Raw genomic sequence first — 16,635 nt, forward strand, 5'->3', positions numbered from 1 at the left:
AAAGAGATGGGCAGATGCCCATTTTTTTTTTGTTCGACACTTTGTCGCACTGGCCTGTCGGCGGTAACGCCATCTGGAGAATGTTTTGCGCTTGTCGGAATTGATTGAGAAAACGCTTTCGGGCATGGGATACGAGCTTGTTGATTTCGAGCAAGCGGCCCGTGGCCTGTTGCGTGTCTTTATCGACCTGCCCTTCGATCCAGAAGCGGCCGAGCAGAGGAATATCACGGTCGAGGACTGCGAGAGCGTGAGTCACCAGTTGTCGCACCTGCTGACGGTGGAGAACGTGAACTACGAAAGGCTGGAGGTTTCCTCTCCCGGCCTGGACCGGCCGCTGAAGAAGGTGGCGGACTATGCGCGTTTCGCCGGGCACGAGGCGGTCGTCAAGCTGCGTGTGCCGATGCCCGCGGTGGCCAACCGCAAGTCGTTCGAAGGCGTGCTGCATGCTCCGGAGGGCGACACCCTGAAGCTGGAATTCGAATCAAAAGATGGGCCGGCGATGCTGGAGTTTTCGCTCGCCGACGTGGACAAGGCACGCCTGGTGCCGAAAGTGGACTTTAGGAGTCGCAAAGCATGAGTCGCGAAGTATTGTTGTTGGTCGATGCTCTGGCACGAGAAAAAAACGTCGATAAGGAAATCGTATTCGGGGCGCTCGAGCACGCGCTCGGGCAGGCGACCAAGAAACGCTACGAAGGCGATGTGGATGTGCGTGTGTCGATCGACCGCGAGACCGGCGAATTCGAGTCCTTCCGTCGCTGGCATGTGGTGCCGGACGAGGCCGGCCTGCAGCTCCCGGACCAGGAAGTGCTGCTGTTTGAAGCCAAGGAACAGATCCCCGATATCGAAGTCGATGACTATATCGAGGAACCGATCGAGTCCGTGGATTTCGGCCGCCGTTTTGCGCAGGATACCAAGCAGGTGGTGCTGCAGCGAATCCGCGATGCGGAGCGCGAGCAGATCCTGGCCGACTTCCTGGCGCGCGGCGACGCGCTGGTGACGGGTACCATCAAGCGCATGGAACGCGGCGATGCGATCGTCGAATCCGGCAAGATCGAGGCGCGCCTGCCGCGCGACCAGATGATCCCGAAGGAGAACCTGCGCATCGGCGACCGGGTGCGGGCGTACATCCTCCGGATCGACCGCAACGCGCGCGGCCCGCAGGTGATCCTGTCCCGAACGGCGCCTGAATTCATTATGAAACTGTTCGAACTCGAAGTGCCGGAGATCGAGCAGGGCCTGCTGGAGATCAAGTCCGCGGCGCGAGATTCGGGCGTGCGGGCGAAGATCGCCGTATTCACCAATGACAAGCGTATCGACCCGATCGGTACCTGCGTGGGCATGCGCGGTTCGCGCGTGCAGGCCGTCACCGGCGAACTCGGCGGCGAACGGGTGGACATCGTGCTGTGGTCCGATGACCCGGCTCAGTTCGTGATCGGCGCGCTGGCGCCGGCCAACGTCTCGTCGATCGTGGTCGACGAAGAGAAGCACGCGATGGACGTGGTTGTCGACGAAGAGAACCTTGCGATCGCGATCGGGCGCGGCGGCCAGAACGTACGCCTGGCTTCCGAGCTGACCGGATGGCAAATCAACATCATGACGGCGGAGGAGTCGGCGGACAAGTCCGCCGCCGAAACGGCAGCGACCCGCGCGCTGTTCATGGAAAAGCTGGATGTGGACGAGGAAGTCGCGAACATCCTGGTCGACGAGGGCTTTGCCAGCCTGGAAGAGATCGCCTACGTGCCGATCACCGAGATGCTGGATATCGAGGCATTCGACGAAGACACCGTCAACGAACTGCGCAGCCGCGCCCGCGATGCGCTCGTGACGGAAGCGATTGCTTCGGAAGAGGGCCTCGAGGGCATGGAAGATGCGCTGGTCAACCTGGAAGGCATGGACCGTACCGCCGCCGGCAAGCTCGGCCTGGCCGGCATCAAGACCGTGCAGGCTTTCGCTGACCTCGCCTACGACGAGTTTGGCGCGATCCTGGCCCTGCCGATCGAACGTGCACGTGAACTGATTCAAAACGAATTTAAGGATGTGACCGACGAGGAAATGCGTCTGATCGATGCCAAGTACGATGACCGTGCGAGGGCATTGCAGGGCATGGCGCGCGAGCTTGCCGAAGTAAAGTAAGTGCAGCGCCCCACCAACTTCCGTCGTGCCACATAGAAAAGAGGACTGAATGGCGAGTAACAACGTAGCCCAATTTGCCACCGAACTGAAGATGCCAGCAGATCTGCTGCTGACGCAATTGCGCGCTGCCGGCGTCGAGAAGAGTTCGGCGTCCGACCCCTTGTCGAAGGAAGACAAGGACAAGCTGTTGAACCACTTGCGTCGTGCCCACGGCGCGGCGCCCGACGGCGAAAAGAAGAAGATCACGCTGACGCGCAAGGAAACGACGGAAATCAAGCAAGCCGACGCGACTGGCAAGTCGCGCACCATCCAGGTGGAAGTGCGCAAGAAGCGCACGTTCATCAAGCGCGACGAACCGGCAGCCGAGGAAGCGCCGGTTGCCGCCGCGCCGGTCGTTGACGAGGCCGAGACGGCACGCCGCGCCGAGGAAGCTCGCCGCCAGGCGGAGCTGTTGGCGCGCCAGGAAGCCGACCTGCGCGAGAAGCAGGAGCGGCTCGCAAAGCTGGAAGCGGAAAAGGAAGCCCAAGCCAAGGCCATGCGCGAAGCGGAGGAAGCCGAGAAGGCTGCCGCCGCCCGTGCTGCGGCCGAGCAGGCCGCGCGCGTCGAGAAGGAGCAACTGAGCACCGCCGACGAGCAGAAGCGCCGCGAAGACGAAGAGGCCCGGAAGAAGGCAGCCGAGCAGGAAGCGCGTGCGGCCGCAGCCGAACGCGCCGCGGCGACGGAACGCGCCCGCAAGGCGGTCGCCGACGAGGTTGCCCAGATCAAGGCCATGATGAGCGCGCCGCGCAAGGTGATGAAGGCGCCCGAGCCGGCGCCCGCGCCCGCACCCGCCGCAAAGGCTGCCGAAGGCACGCTGCACAAGCCGGCCGACAAGAAGCCGGGTGACAAGCCCGGTGACAAGAAACCGGCTGTCGGCGACAAGAAATCGATCAAGTCGGCCAATGTATCGTCGACCTGGCAGGATGACGCGAAGAAGCGCGGAGCGGGGCTCAAGACCCGCGGCGCGACCACCGGGCCGGGTGGCCGCGACGGCTGGCGCGGTGGTCCGAAAGGGCGGCGTTCCCATCATGGCGACGATCAGCGCGAATCGAATTTCCAGGTGCCGACCGAAGCCATCGTCAAGGACGTGCACGTGCCGGAGACCATCACTGTCGCCGAACTGGCGCACAAGATGGCAGTGAAGGCGTCCGAAGTGATCAAGCACCTGATGAAGCTTGGCCAGATGGTGACGATCAACCAGGTGCTGGACCAGGAAACCGCAATGATCCTGGTCGAGGAAATGGGGCACAAGGCGTTTGCCGCAAAGCTCGACGATCCCGAGGCGATGCTGGAGGAAGCCGGCGAGCAGGCCGACGCCGAGCAATTGCCGCGCGCTCCGGTGGTGACCGTCATGGGTCACGTCGACCACGGCAAGACCTCCTTGCTGGACTCGATCCGCCGCGCGAAAGTGGCGGCGGGAGAAGCCGGCGGCATTACGCAGCATATCGGCGCATACCACGTCGAGACGCCGCGCGGCATCATCACCTTCCTCGATACCCCGGGCCACGAAGCGTTCACCGCAATGCGGGCGCGCGGCGCGAAGGCGACCGACATCGTGATCCTGGTGGTGGCAGCCGACGACGGCGTGATGCCGCAGACGAAGGAGGCGATCGCCCATGCGAAGGCCGCAGGCGTTCCTATCGTCGTCGCGATCAACAAGATCGACAAGCAGGGCGCCAACCCGGACCGGGTGAAGCAGGAACTGGTGGCCGAACAGGTGGTGCCGGAAGAGTACGGCGGCGATTCGCCGTTCATCGAAGTCTCCGCCAAGACCGGCCAGGGCATCGAGGACCTGCTTGAGAACGTGCTGCTGCAAGCGGAGGTGCTGGAACTGAAGGCGCCGGTCGATACCCATGCCAAGGGCCTGGTGATCGAAGCAAAGCTCGACAAGGGCCGCGGCCCTGTCGCCACAGTGCTGGTGCAGTCCGGTACGCTCAAGCGCGGCGACATCGTGCTGGCGGGTTCGTCCTACGGCCGCGTGCGCGCGATGCTGGACGAGAACGGCAAGAACATCGCGGATGCCGGTCCCTCGATCCCGGTCGAGATCCAGGGCCTGACCGAGGTGCCGGCAGCCGGCGAGGAGGTCATGGTGATGGCCGACGAGCGGAAAGCGCGCGAGATCGCCCTGTTCAGGCAGGGCAAGTTCCGCGACGTCAAGCTGGCCAAGCAGCAGGCGGCGAAGCTGGAGAACATGTTCGAGCAGATGGCCGAAGGGGAGGTGAAGAACCTGCCGCTGATCATCAAGGCCGACGTCCAGGGTTCGCAGGAGGCGATCGTCCATGCGATGCAGAAGCTGTCCACCAACGAGGTGCGCGTGCAGGTCGTCCATGCGGCGGTTGGCGGCATCAGCGAGTCGGACGTCAATCTGGCGGTCGCATCGAAGGCGGTCATCATCGGCTTCAACACGCGTGCCGACACATCTGCGCGCAAGCTTGCGGAAACCAGCGGCATCGACATCCGCTACTACAACATCATTTACGATGCGGTGGACGAGATCAAGGCGGCGATGTCCGGCATGCTGTCCCCCGAGAAGCGCGAAGCGGCACTGGGCCTGGTGGAAATCCGCCAGGTCTTCCTGGTCAGCAAGGTTGGCGCGATCGCCGGCTGCTACGTCCTCGACGGCCTCGTCAAGCGTGGCGCCTCGGTACGCCTGCTGCGCGACAACGTGGTGCTGTGGACCGGCGAGCTCGATTCGCTCAAGCGCTTCAAGGATGACGTGAAGGAAGTGAAGGCCGGCTTCGAATGCGGCCTGTCGCTGAAGAACTTCAACGACATCAAGGAAGGCGACCAGCTCGAGATCTTCGAGGTGCAGGAAGTCGCCCGCACGCTGTAATACAGGACCGATGCGCCCCATGCAACCCATGGGGCGCACCGCACTCCAACCGGTACAGCGAGTCCATCATGGCCAAACACAGTAAATCCATTCCCGGTCGCGGCGTGCGCGTCGCGGACCAGATCCAGCGCGACCTGGCGGAGATCATCGCCTACGAGTTGAAGGATCCGCGCGTCGGCATGATCACGATCACCGAAGTGCAGGTGACGCCGGATTATGCTCACGCGAAGGTGTTTTTCACTTCCCTTGTCGACAATGACGAGGCGGTGCAGAACACCTTGTCCGGCCTGCGCAAGGCGGCGGGCTTCATTCGTGGCCAGCTCGGGCGCCGCCTGACGATCCATACGACGCCCGACCTGCATTTCGTCTACGACAACTCGACTTCGCGCGGCATGCAGCTGTCGAAGCTGATCGACGAGGCAAACGCGACCCGCTCCGGCGACTCGGAGCAGGAATGATTCCCGCCGCCGTGCGCGGCATTCCCCCGATTCTCCATGGCGCAAGCGACGCTCAAGAAAACCCGCGTGCCGGTGCACGGTGTGCTGCTGATCGACAAGTCGGCCGGCCAGACCAGCAATGATGTCCTGATCAAGGCCAAACGCCTGCTCAATGCACAGAAGGCCGGCCATACCGGTACCCTCGATCCGTTCGCGACCGGCCTTCTGCCACTGTGCTTCGGCGAGGCCACCAAGTTCGCACAGGACCTGCTCGATGCAGACAAGACCTACGAAGCCGTGGTGCACCTTGGGGTCACCACGACCACCGGCGATACCGAGGGCGAGGTGCTGGAGCGTCGCGACGTCAAGGTGGATGCTGCGATGATCGAAGCCGCGTTGTCCGCATTCCGCGGCGAAATTGCACAGGTACCGCCGATGTATTCGGCCTTGAAGCGTGACGGCAAGCCACTCTATGAATATGCGCGGGCCGGCGTGACGCTGGAGCGCGAGGCGCGGCGCGTGACCATCCACGCACTGGAATGCACCGGATACGCGCCGCCGTTCCTGCGCCTGCGGGTGAGGTGCAGCAAGGGCACTTATGTACGCGTGCTGGGCGAGGACATCGGCGCCGCCCTCGGCTGCGGTGCGCATCTGCATGCATTGCGTCGCACCGGGGCAGGCTGCCTCTCGCTTGACCACGCCCTGACGCTGGAAGCGCTGGAAGCGATGGAAGGACCGGCGCGGACACAGCGCCTGTCCGCGGTGGATGCGCTGCTGACAACGTTTCCGCCGGTGGTTCTCAGCGACGAGATGGCGAAGCGCTTCCTGCATGGCCAGCGTCTGCCGCTGCGCAGGGAAGGGGCGTCCTGCCCGGCGGACGCCGGCAGGGTAAGGGTGTACCGGGAGACGGGTATGCAACTGCTGGGCACGGCGCAGTTGAACGAACACGGCGTCCTTGCACCGGAACGGCTGATTGCCAGCCCTGCACCGACTTAACATCGCGCAACTCTTTGAAATTCAAGCGCTTTCCTCGGTTATTGCGAGGCAGCATGCTATACTCTCCGGTTTCCCGAATCACGCACCAGGGCATCATGTCAAACACCAAACGCGCATTGCGCAACATCGCCATCATTGCACACGTCGACCATGGCAAGACCACGCTGGTCGACCAGCTGCTGCGCCAGTCCGGCACCTTCCGTGAAAACCAGCAGGTCGACAATCGGGTCATGGACTCGAACGATCTCGAAAAGGAACGCGGCATCACCATCCTGGCGAAGAATTGCGCAGTCGAGTATGAGGGCACGCACATCAACATCGTCGACACCCCGGGCCACGCCGATTTCGGCGGCGAGGTGGAGCGCGTGCTGTCGATGGTGGACTCGGTGCTGCTCCTGGTGGACGCGGTGGAAGGCCCGATGCCGCAGACCCGCTTCGTGACGCGCAAGGCGCTGGGCCTCGGCCTGAAGCCGATCGTCGTCGTCAACAAGATCGACCGTCCGGGCGCGCGTCCTGACTGGGTGATCAACGCGACCTTTGAGCTGTTCGACAAACTCGGCGCGACCGAAGAGCAGCTGGATTTCCCGGTTGTCTACGCATCCGCGCTGAACGGCTATGCCAGCCTCGACCCCTCGGTCCGCGAAGGCACGATGAAGCCCTTGTTCGACGCGGTGCTCGAGCACGTGCCGGTGCGCGACGACGATCCTGACGGCTCGCTGCAGCTGCAGATCACCTCCCTCGATTATTCTTCCTATGTCGGCAAGATCGGCATTGGACGCATCACCCGCGGCCGGGTGAAGGCGGCGCAGGACGTGATCGTGATGAACGGCCCGGACTCCTCCCCGATCAAGGCGCGCATCAACCAGGTGCTGAAGTTCAAGGGACTGGAGCGCGTGCTGGTCGACGAGGCGCAGGCCGGCGACATCGTCCTGATCAACGGCATCGAGGAGGTCGGCATCGGCAGCACGGTGTGCGCCCCTGACGCACCGGACGCCCTGCCGATGCTGAAGGTGGACGAACCGACGCTGACCATGAACTTCCTGGTCAACAGCTCGCCGCTCGCCGGGCGCGAAGGCAAGTTCGTCACCAGCCGCCAGATCCGCGAACGGCTCGACCGCGAGCTGAAATCCAACGTCGCGCTGCGCGTGACCGACACCGGCGACGAGACCACGTTCGAAGTCTCCGGACGCGGCGAACTGCACCTGACCATTCTGCTGGAAAACATGCGCCGGGAAGGTTACGAGCTGGCCGTGTCGCGCCCGCGCGTCGTGTTCAAGGAGATCGACGGCGTCAAATGCGAGCCGTACGAGCTGCTGACCGTAGACGTCGAAGAGCCGCACCAGGGCGGCGTGATGGAAGAGCTGGGCCGCCGCCGTGGCGACCTGCAGAACATGGAGCCGGACGGCAAGGGCCGTGTGCGCCTCGAATACCGTATTCCGGCGCGCGGCCTGATCGGGTTCCAGTCGGAATTCATGACGCTTACGCGGGGTACCGGCCTGATGAGCCATATCTTCGACGACTACGCGCCGGTGGACGCCAGCAAGCCGGAGATGGCCGGTCGCCGCAATGGTGTGCTGGTGTCGCAGGAAGACGGCGCTGCCGTCGCCTACGCGCTGTGGAAGCTGCAGGACCGCGGCCGCATGTTCGTGAGCCATAACGATCCGGTATACGAAGGCATGATCATCGGCATCCACTCGCGTGACAACGACCTGGTCGTGAACCCGGTGAAGGGCAAGCAGCTGACCAACGTCCGTGCCTCGGGTACCGACGAGGCGGTGCGCCTGGTGCCGCCCATCCAGCTGACCCTGGAGTACGCGGTGGAATTCATCGAGGATGACGAGCTGGTCGAGATCACGCCGAAGAGCATCCGCCTGCGCAAGCGCCACCTGAAGGAGCACGAGCGCAAGAAGGCATCGCGCGAAGCGGCATAAGCCCTTTCGCCGGCAAGCAGCAAGATCGACCTGGCCCGGCCAACCGAAAGGATGGCCGGGCCTTTCTACTTATTGGACTTGGCAACGATGACAACCCACCGGCAAGCCCTGCTGCTGATGGTGATTGCGCCCGCTTTGTGGAGCATCGCCGGCGTCCTGACACGCCAGCTCGATGCCGCACGCGGCTTCGAGGTGACGTTCTGGCGCAGCCTTTTCTCTGCGCTGTTCGTCGCGGCGGCCATGTGCTGGCAGCAGGGATGGCGGCAGTCGGTGGCGACGCTGCGCGGCGTAGGCGGCGCGGGCGTCGTGAGCGGCCTGATGTGGTGCACGATGTTTGTCGCATTCATGATTGCGCTCACCATGACCACGGTCGCCAATACGCTGATCGTCATGAGCGTGTCACCGCTGCTTACGGCACTGCTTGCGTGGATCGTGCTGAAACAGGCGATTCCGGGGCGTACCTGGCTGGCGATCGTGGCGGCCTTCGTCGGCATCTGCTGGATGTTCGTCAACAGCCTGGGCGGGGTCGACGGCAATCACCTGGCAGGCATGCTGATCGCATGCGCGGTGCCGGTTGCCGCCGCGGTCAACCTGATCGCGATAAAACGGGCAGGCCATGGCGTCGATTTGATTCCCGCGGTATTCCTGGGAAGCGTGTTCTCGGCCTGCCTGATGCTGCCGTTTGCCTGGCCGCTGCAGGCGTCGCTGCATGACATCGGCATCCTTGCCATCCTCGGCTTCTTCCAGCTCGGATTTCCCTGCATGCTGATGGTGCGCGCTGCCCGCAGCCTGACGGCGCCGGAGGTTTCCCTGCTGGCGTTGCTGGAAGTCCTGCTGGGACCGCTGTGGGCATGGCTGGGAGCGGGAGAAGTGCCGGCGCCAGAGACGCTGGTGGGTGGCGGCGTCGTGGTCGCCGCGCTGGTCCTCAACGAGGTGGCGGCAATGCGTTCGGCGCGGCTGGCGCGGGGCGCACTCCAGCCGCGGAGTTGAAAGGCGGCCGCGAGGCGGCCTTTCAGCCTGACATCAGGCCGCGACGGTACTGGTCTGCGGCAGTGCCTGCTGCGTCTTCAGCACTTCGCCGATGGCGGCGAACAGCTGGTCGACCTGCAGCTTGTCGATGATCAGCGGCGGCGACAGCGCAATGATGTCGCCGGTGGTGCGGATCAGCACGCCCTTGTCCCAGAAGCATTTCTGGAAAACGTCGAATGCGCGTGCCGTCGGCTTGCCCGGCACCCCTTCGAGCTCGATGCCGCAGACCATGCCGAGATTGCGAATGTCCTTCACGTAGGGCAGTCCCTTCAGGCTGTGTGCGGCTTCCTCGAAGTAGGGCGCCATGGCGGCCGCCCTGTCGAAGAGGCCTTCCTCTCGGTAGACCTCAATCGTCGCGACGCATGCTGCCGAGGCCAGGGGGTGGCCGGAGTAGGTATAGCCGTGGAAGAACTCGATTGTGTTCTCGGGCGCGGCGGACATGAACGCGTCGTGAATATCCTGGCGCACGATGACGGCGCCCATCGGCACCGCGGCGTTGGTGAGACCCTTCGCGCAGGTGATCATGTCGGGCACGACGCCGAAATGGTCGGCCGCGAATGCGGTGCCGAGGCGTCCGAAACCGGTGATGACCTCGTCGAAGATCAGCAGGATGCCGTACTTGTCACAGATCGCGCGCAGTTTCTGCAGATAGCCCTTGGGCGGCAGGATGACACCGGTCGAGCCCTGCACCGGCTCGACGATCACGGCGGCGACCGTGGCGGGATCGTGCAGCGCGAGCATGCGCTGCTCCAGCTCGTCCGCCAGTTCGGCGCCGTGCTCGGGCAGTCCGCGGGAATAGGCGTTCCTGGCGATGTCGAGCGGGTGCCGCAGGTGGTCGACGCCGGCGAGCGTCGGGCCGAAATGCTTGCGGTTGCCGGCGATGCCGCCGACGGCGATGCCACCGAAGCCGACGCCGTGGTAGCCGCGCTCACGTCCGATCAGGCGTGTGCGCAGGCCGTCGCCCCGCACCCGGTGATAGGCCAGCGCGATCTTCAGGGCGCTGTCCACTGCTTCGGAGCCATCATTGCAGAAGAAGACGCGATTGAGCCCTTCCGGGGCGATGCCGGCAAGTGCGGTGGCGGCTTCGAAGACCTTCGGATGACCCATCTGGAAGGTCGGCGCAAAATCCATGGTCGCCGCCTGCTGCTGGATGGCGGCAGTGATCTTGGGGTGGCAATGGCCGGCGTTCACGCACCAGAGGCCGGCGGTGCCGTCGAGGATGCGCCGCCCGTCGTCCGTCGTGTAGTGCATGCCAGATGCCGCGGCGAGCAGGCGCGGCTTGCTCTTGAACTGCCGGTTGGCGGTGAAGGGCATCCAGAAATGCGAAGTGTCGAGTTGTTCGGCCATGTCGTGTTTCCCTTGTGGAGAATGTTGGGGAGGGAGCGTCGCCGGCGGGGCGCCGGCGGCATCCTGTCTCACCGGAATTGCCGGCCAGCGGTACGGCTTCCGGGGCATACCGTTAAAATACCGTCCTTATTATGAGCGTCCTGAAAAAAACCGCCAAGCTGCCACCGCGCCGCCTTTCCGTCGCACCGATGATGGACTGGACTGACCGCCATTGCCGCATGTTCCATCGCCAGATCACCCGGCACACCTGGTTGTACACCGAAATGGTAACGACCGGCGCGCTGCTCCACGGAGACGTGCCGCGCCACCTTGACTTCAATCAAGAGGAGCACCCCGTCGCACTCCAGCTCGGCGGCAGCGAGCCGGCCGACCTGGCGAAGTGCGCGAAGCTCGGTGCGCAATGGGGCTATGACGAGATCAACCTGAATTGCGGATGTCCGTCCGAGCGGGTGCAGAAGGGCGCCTTCGGCGCCTGCCTGATGGCCGAGCCCTCGCTGGTCGCGGACTGCGTCAAGGCGATGCGCGATGCGGTCGACATCGATGTGACGGTGAAGCACCGCATCGGCATCGACGGCGTCGAGTCCTACGATTTCGTGCGCGATTTCGTCGGCACCATCGCCGCCGCCGGCTGCGCCACATTCATCGTCCATGCACGCAATGCGATCCTCAAGGGTCTGAGCCCGAAGGAGAACAGGGAAATTCCGCCGCTCAAGCCGGACTATGCCTACCGGCTGAAACGGGACTTTCCGCAACTGGAAATCCTGATCAACGGCGGTATCAAGACCCTGGAGGAGATCGACCTGCACCTGCAGCATGTCGATGGCGTGATGATCGGCCGCGAGGCATATCACAATCCCTACCTGATGGCGAGTTTCGACAGCCGCTACTACGGCGACAGCACCGCGCCCCGATCGCGCGAAGAGGTGCTGAAGGCCATGCAGCCCTATCTGCAGGAACAGCTGGCCCGCTACGGCAACAACGGCAACGGCCTCAAGCTCAACAGCATCACCCGCCACATGCTCGGCCTGACGAGCGGCCTGCCCGGCGCGCGTGCGTTCCGCCAGACCTTGTCCGATGCCCGGCAGCTCGCCGCGGGCGATCCCGCGTTGTTGTTGCGGGCACTCGCACGCATGCAGGCAAGCGCCGCCTGATCGCCGGCCGGCCGCCGTCGCCGTGCCGCAATGGCACGGAACCTGCTCGAATGATGCGTTTCGGATCGCGCCCTCCGGGCGCGATCGTCCTTGCCAACCGAAATTTTCAAACCTTGGAAAGGAAGACCATGTCGGATCAGGACAAGAAGATGGATATCCCGCCGCAGCACCAGGACCACCAGCCGGGATCACAGCAGCAGATGACGCCGAAGCCGCTTGCAGAAATGCGCAACTACAAGGGCAGCGGCAAGCTGAAAGGGAAGATTGCCCTCGTCACGGGCGGCGACAGCGGCATCGGCCGTGCAACCGCCATCGGTTTCGCGAAGGAAGGGGCAAGCGTGGTGGTCGCCTACCTCGACGAACACGAGGATGCCAAGGAGACCCAACGCCTGATCGAGGCGGAGGGGAGGGAGTGCGTGCTCATTGCAGGCGATATCGGCAGCGAGGACTACTGCCGCAAGATGGTGGAGACCGCGATCTCGTCCTTCGGGCGGCTCGACATCGTCGTCAACAACGCCGCGCAGCAGTATCCGCAGGAAAGCATTACCGACATCACGGAAGAACAGTTGCTGAAGACCTTCCGCACCAATATCTTCTCGATGTTCTTCACCGTCAAGGCAGCGCTGCCGCACCTGAAGGAAGGTGCGCGCATCATCAACACCACTTCGGTCACTGCCTACCGCGGCAGCCCGCAGCTGCTCGACTACTCGTCGACCAAGGGCGCCATCGTCGCCTTCACCCGTTCGCTGTCAAAACAGCTCATCTCGAAGAAGATCCTGGTCAATGCGGTGGCCCCGGGGCCGGTATGGACGCCGCTGATACCGTCATCCTTCTCCCCGGAAAACGTCGACAAGTTCGGCGAGCAGTCTCCGCTGGGGAGGGCAGGGCAGCCGGACGAGATTGCGCCGTCGTACATTTTCCTTGCTTCGGAAGATGCATCGTTCATGAGCGGCCAGGTGCTGCACCCGAACGGCGGCGACGTCGTCAATTCCTGATGCAGGAGGGCGCGGCCTCGGCCGCGCCAGTCATTGCACGCATGCCGCTCAGTATTCCTTCAGGCGGTTGTAGAGCGTCTTGAGGCTGATGCCGAGTGCTTCCGCCGTGAGGCGCTTGTTGCCGCTGTAATGCTTGAGCGTGGCGAGGATGATTTCCTTCTGCGCGTCCGCAAGCGGCGTGCCGACGAAGAAGTTGAGGTAGCCCTCGTGCACCGTGGGCTTCTTGGTCGACAGATCGGAAATGCAGTCCTCGATATTGAGCGTGTCGGTTGCCAGGATGAAGGCGCGCTGGACCACGTTCTTGAGCTCACGGACATTTCCTGGCCAGGAGTACGAGCGGATCACTTCCAGCGATGCGCGCGAAAAAGCCTTGGACGTGCCGTCCTTCTCGTTGAGCTCCTGCAGGAAGTGGTGCGCGAGAAATTCGATATCACTGCCGCGTTCCCGGAGCGGAGGGATGCGGATCGGGAAGACCGCCAGCCTGTACATCAGGTCCTCGCGCAAGTTGCCCTGCTTGACCGCGGCTTCCAGATCGCGGTTGGTGGCGGCGACCAATCGTACATCCACCTTGACCTCATGGTCGCCCCCGACCCTGACGAAGGTGCCCGACTCGAGCACGCGAAGGAGCTTCACCTGCATGTCGATCGGCATTTCGGTGATCTCGTCCAGAAACAGGGTGCCGCCCGATGCGTGTTCGAAATAGCCGATGTGCTGCTTGGAAGCGCCGGTAAAACTTCCCTTCTCGTGACCGAAAAGCGCCGCCTCGATCAGGTGGGCCGGGATCGCGCCGCAGTTGACGGCGACAAAGGCTTGCTCGCTGCGCTGACTTCCCTGATGGATGGCATTCGCAATGACTTCCTTGCCGGTACCGCTTTCCCCGACGAGGAGGACAGTCGCTTCGGTCGCCGCGACCCTGTCCACCTGTTCGTGGAGCCGCTCCATGATGGGGGAGTTGCCCGAGACGAAGCCGAATCGCTTGAGTTTGTCGTGGATCATGTATGTTCTCAGTGGGCGCGCCGGAGTTCGCATTGCCGACAAGGGCGGCGCCCCGTGGCGTGTGCCTTGATGCTTTGATTCTTACATCATTCGGCCGCCCTGCACTTGCGCTAATTCAGTTCATGCGGGCGAGTCGAAGATCAGCCTTGGTGCTTGCGGAGGATGGGACGACGACCTCGAACAATACACGATATACAGCCCGCCGTGGAGGCGCGATCCCGATACTTGCATGTGTATTCCGAACGGAAACAGGGCCGGTTCGAGCCTGGCGACAGCATGTGCGAAATAACGAAACGCGCGGTAAGTTTTACGAAGCGGCGCACAAACAAACGTGCGTTCATCGCCGGCGGGCGAAGAGGATCATGCTGCACTGAGCGACGTCGCAGTTGGCATGGAATCTGCGTTTTCCATCTTGCCGGCCTTCCGGCGCAGAAGAGAACTTATCGGAATTGAATCGGTCACTACTGAACCTTTAAGGCCAAATTTTCATGAAAGGAACAAGAATGAAATCAATCAAGACGACATCGAAGATCCTGCTGGTCCTTGCAGCGCTCGGCATGACTGCCGTAGGTTGCGATCGCGCCGGTGACGCAAGCTCCGGAGCGAGTGGCTCCTCCGGTAGCAGCGCGTCCGGCGCAGGCGGTAGCGGTGCCGGCTCCTCCGGTGGCAGCTCCGGCATGAGCGGAGGCTCCGGGATGAGCGGCGGCAGTGGCGCCGGCGGTGCCGGTGGCGCCAGCGGCAGCGGCAGCGGCAGCGGCTCGAAGTAAGCGTTCTGTCGACAACGCCCGGTGACGAAGGTCGTCGCCGGGCGTTGTCGCGCATATCCGACCGCTCACTCGCCGTGGCCCGCGACGGCGTCCTGATCCGCGGCGCCAGTCTCGCAAACCCGCGCATGCCTGCATCAACGGTATCAAAGGCATACCGGTACAAGCTGTCATGCCTTCCGCCAGCGTTCTTCAATACACCTGATCACTGCTCTGCCTCAATGAGGATTCGACAGCGCCCTTGGACAATGACGGCAAGGGGCGCGCGCGTTGAACGGACGGCCGGCACCGTGATCGAACTTCCTGCAACGGATCGTTCAGTGCCGCTTTCACTGATGGAAGCGGGACCGGCGGCCCCGGCAGCAAGCATGGCCGCACCGGAATAGCCGCAGACCGGGTGCACTCGATGTCGCACCGTCGACGTCGCCATGCGCGGAGACGCAGACGCAGCCAGCAAACGAACAGAGAAACCACGCCATGCCACATGTACTGATCGTAGACGACGATGTGAACACGCGCGAAGCGCTGATGGAAATCACCGCGGCCGAAGGCTTCACGACTGCCGTGGCCGGCAGCATCCGGGATGCCCAGGTGCAGATCGCCCGCCAGCGGCCGGATGTCGTGCTGATTGACCTTAAGCTGCCGGACGGCAACGGGATGGATCTGTTCAACGATATCGAGTCCCGTGCGACGACCGAGATCGTGCTGATCACCGGGCATGCGAGCGTAGAGACGGCAGTCGAGGCGCTGCGCCTCGGTGCCGCGGACTATCTGACCAAACCGATCAACTTCCGGCGACTGAAAGCGCTGCTCTCGCGCATTCCACGCACGATCGACCTGAAGGAGGAAATCGGCGTGCTCCGCAGCGAGCTGCGCAGGCTGGGCCATTTCGGCCAGATGCTTGGCGCGGCGCCTGCCATGCAGAAGCTGTACAACCATATCGGCCGCGTCGCGCCGACCGAGGCGACGGTGCTGCTGCTTGGCGAGAGCGGCACCGGGAAAGAGCTTGCGGCACAAACGATCCACGACCTCAGCCTGCGACAGAAGCATCCGTTCCTGCCGGTGAACTGCGGTGCGATCTCGCCGCAACTGATCGAGAGCGAGATCTTCGGTCATGAGAAGGGCAGTTTCACCGGCGCGGACCGGCAGCACAAGGGTTACTTCGAGCGCGCCAACGGCGGCACGCTGTTCCTCGACGAGATCACCGAGATGCCGGTCGAGTTGCAGGTCAAGCTGCTGCGGGTGCTGGAGACCGGCTCCTTCATGCGTATCGGCAGCAACCAGGAAATCGAGACCGACGTGCGCGTTGTCGCGGCGACCAATCGGGACCCCGAGGCCGCCGTCGCCGAAGGCAAGCTGCGGCTCGACCTCTATCATCGGCTGAACGTGTTCCCGCTGAAGATACCGCCGCTCCGCGAGCGCGGGAGCGACATCGAGCTGCTTGCCCAGCATTTCCTCGACGAGCTCAATGCCGCCCACGGCACCAGCAAGGTACTCTCGGCCGATGGCCTTGCCTGCCTGAGCAACTACCACTGGCCGGGCAACGTGCGCGAGTTGCGCAACTACATGCAGCGGGCATTCATCCTGTCCGATCATACGATCGATGCGGCGGCGCTCGCGCCCGTGATCACGACACAGTCGCCGGTCGGGCTGACGCTGGCCATCCCGGTGGGCACGTCGCTGGCGGACGTCGACCGCAAGCTGATCTATGCGACGCTGGAGCTCTGCGGCGGCGTGAAGAAGCGCGCCGCGGACATCCTGGGCATCAGCCTGAAGACGCTCTACAACCGCCTGGAGGAGTACGGGCCGTATGAGCCGGGCATGCACAAGAAGGAAGAGACGCAGGTACACGGCGGCGGCGACGCGATGCATTGAGCGCGGTGCCGCCGGGGCCCGTCGCAGCGATCTCAGCCGGCCGGCACGTCTGCCGTCACGCGGCTGAGGACCGCTTCTTGCGGCCCGTCGGACGATCCGGCCGCGTCCT

Annotated in this window: 13 protein-coding genes; 11 read left to right on the top strand and 2 right to left on the bottom strand. The window is 63.7% G+C overall.

Annotated elements, in window-relative coordinates; translation table 11 throughout:
* Positions 1-85: 85 nt before the first annotated feature.
* The 7 genes from rimP (at position 86) to VIM12_RS19135 (ending at position 9,359) form a co-directional block, all read left to right on the top strand.
* Complete coding sequence (gene rimP / locus VIM12_RS19105) at positions 86-577, top strand: ribosome maturation factor RimP (protein ID WP_331943635.1); 492 nt, start codon at positions 86-88, stop codon at positions 575-577.
* Positions 574-2,133 carry a transcription termination factor NusA gene (gene nusA, locus VIM12_RS19110; protein WP_331943637.1) on the top strand — a complete coding sequence of 520 codons (1,560 nt, stop codon included), beginning with the start codon at positions 574-576 and terminating at the stop codon, positions 2,131-2,133. The genes rimP and nusA overlap by 4 nt, the downstream gene beginning before the upstream one ends.
* Before the next feature lie 49 nt (positions 2,134-2,182).
* Entirely contained in the window at positions 2,183-5,005 is a 2,823-nt protein-coding gene (infB, locus tag VIM12_RS19115) for a translation initiation factor IF-2 (RefSeq protein ID WP_331943639.1), read from the top strand.
* Positions 5,006-5,073: 68 nt separating this feature from the next.
* Positions 5,074-5,463, top strand: a complete 390-nt coding sequence (gene rbfA / locus VIM12_RS19120) for a 30S ribosome-binding factor RbfA (protein WP_331943641.1) — start codon at positions 5,074-5,076, stop codon at positions 5,461-5,463.
* A 36-nt stretch (positions 5,464-5,499) separates the two neighbouring features.
* Positions 5,500-6,438, top strand: a complete 939-nt coding sequence (gene truB, locus VIM12_RS19125; protein ID WP_331943643.1) for a tRNA pseudouridine(55) synthase TruB — start codon at positions 5,500-5,502, stop codon at positions 6,436-6,438.
* A 95-nt stretch (positions 6,439-6,533) separates the two neighbouring features.
* Positions 6,534-8,369 (top strand): translational GTPase TypA, encoded by a 1,836-nt coding sequence (gene typA, locus VIM12_RS19130; RefSeq protein ID WP_331943645.1) that lies wholly within the window; start codon positions 6,534-6,536, stop codon positions 8,367-8,369.
* Positions 8,370-8,456: 87 nt separating this feature from the next.
* On the top strand, positions 8,457-9,359 hold the full coding sequence (locus VIM12_RS19135; RefSeq protein WP_331943647.1) for a DMT family transporter: 903 nt from the start codon (positions 8,457-8,459) through the stop codon (positions 9,357-9,359).
* A 33-nt stretch (positions 9,360-9,392) separates the two neighbouring features.
* Here VIM12_RS19135 and VIM12_RS19140 read toward each other — a convergent pair whose 3' ends face one another.
* Entirely contained in the window at positions 9,393-10,745 is a 1,353-nt protein-coding gene (locus tag VIM12_RS19140) for an aspartate aminotransferase family protein (protein WP_331943649.1), read from the bottom strand.
* A gap of 131 nt (positions 10,746-10,876) precedes the next feature.
* On the opposite strand from VIM12_RS19140, the gene dusA reads away from it, so the two are divergent.
* Together dusA and VIM12_RS19150 are read left to right on the top strand one after the other, a co-directional pair.
* Positions 10,877-11,896 (top strand): tRNA dihydrouridine(20/20a) synthase DusA, encoded by a 1,020-nt coding sequence (dusA, locus tag VIM12_RS19145; protein ID WP_331943651.1) that lies wholly within the window; start codon positions 10,877-10,879, stop codon positions 11,894-11,896.
* 128 nt (positions 11,897-12,024) lie between these two features.
* On the top strand, positions 12,025-12,891 hold the full coding sequence (locus tag VIM12_RS19150) for an SDR family oxidoreductase (RefSeq protein WP_331943653.1): 867 nt from the start codon (positions 12,025-12,027) through the stop codon (positions 12,889-12,891).
* Between the two features lie 48 nt (positions 12,892-12,939).
* Here VIM12_RS19150 and VIM12_RS19155 read toward each other — a convergent pair whose 3' ends face one another.
* On the bottom strand, positions 12,940-13,887 hold the full coding sequence (locus tag VIM12_RS19155; RefSeq protein ID WP_331943655.1) for a sigma-54 dependent transcriptional regulator: 948 nt from the start codon (positions 13,885-13,887) through the stop codon (positions 12,940-12,942).
* 503 nt (positions 13,888-14,390) lie between these two features.
* On the opposite strand from VIM12_RS19155, the gene VIM12_RS19160 reads away from it, so the two are divergent.
* Together VIM12_RS19160 and VIM12_RS19165 are read left to right on the top strand one after the other, a co-directional pair.
* Positions 14,391-14,654, top strand: a complete 264-nt coding sequence (locus VIM12_RS19160) for a hypothetical protein (RefSeq protein WP_331943657.1) — start codon at positions 14,391-14,393, stop codon at positions 14,652-14,654.
* A gap of 474 nt (positions 14,655-15,128) precedes the next feature.
* Positions 15,129-16,526, top strand: a complete 1,398-nt coding sequence (locus tag VIM12_RS19165; RefSeq protein ID WP_331943659.1) for a sigma-54 dependent transcriptional regulator — start codon at positions 15,129-15,131, stop codon at positions 16,524-16,526.
* The last annotated feature ends 109 nt before the right edge of the window (positions 16,527-16,635 follow it).

Source organism: Noviherbaspirillum sp. (genome assembly GCF_036563305.1).
Classification (GTDB): Bacteria; Pseudomonadota; Gammaproteobacteria; order Burkholderiales; family Burkholderiaceae_D; genus Noviherbaspirillum.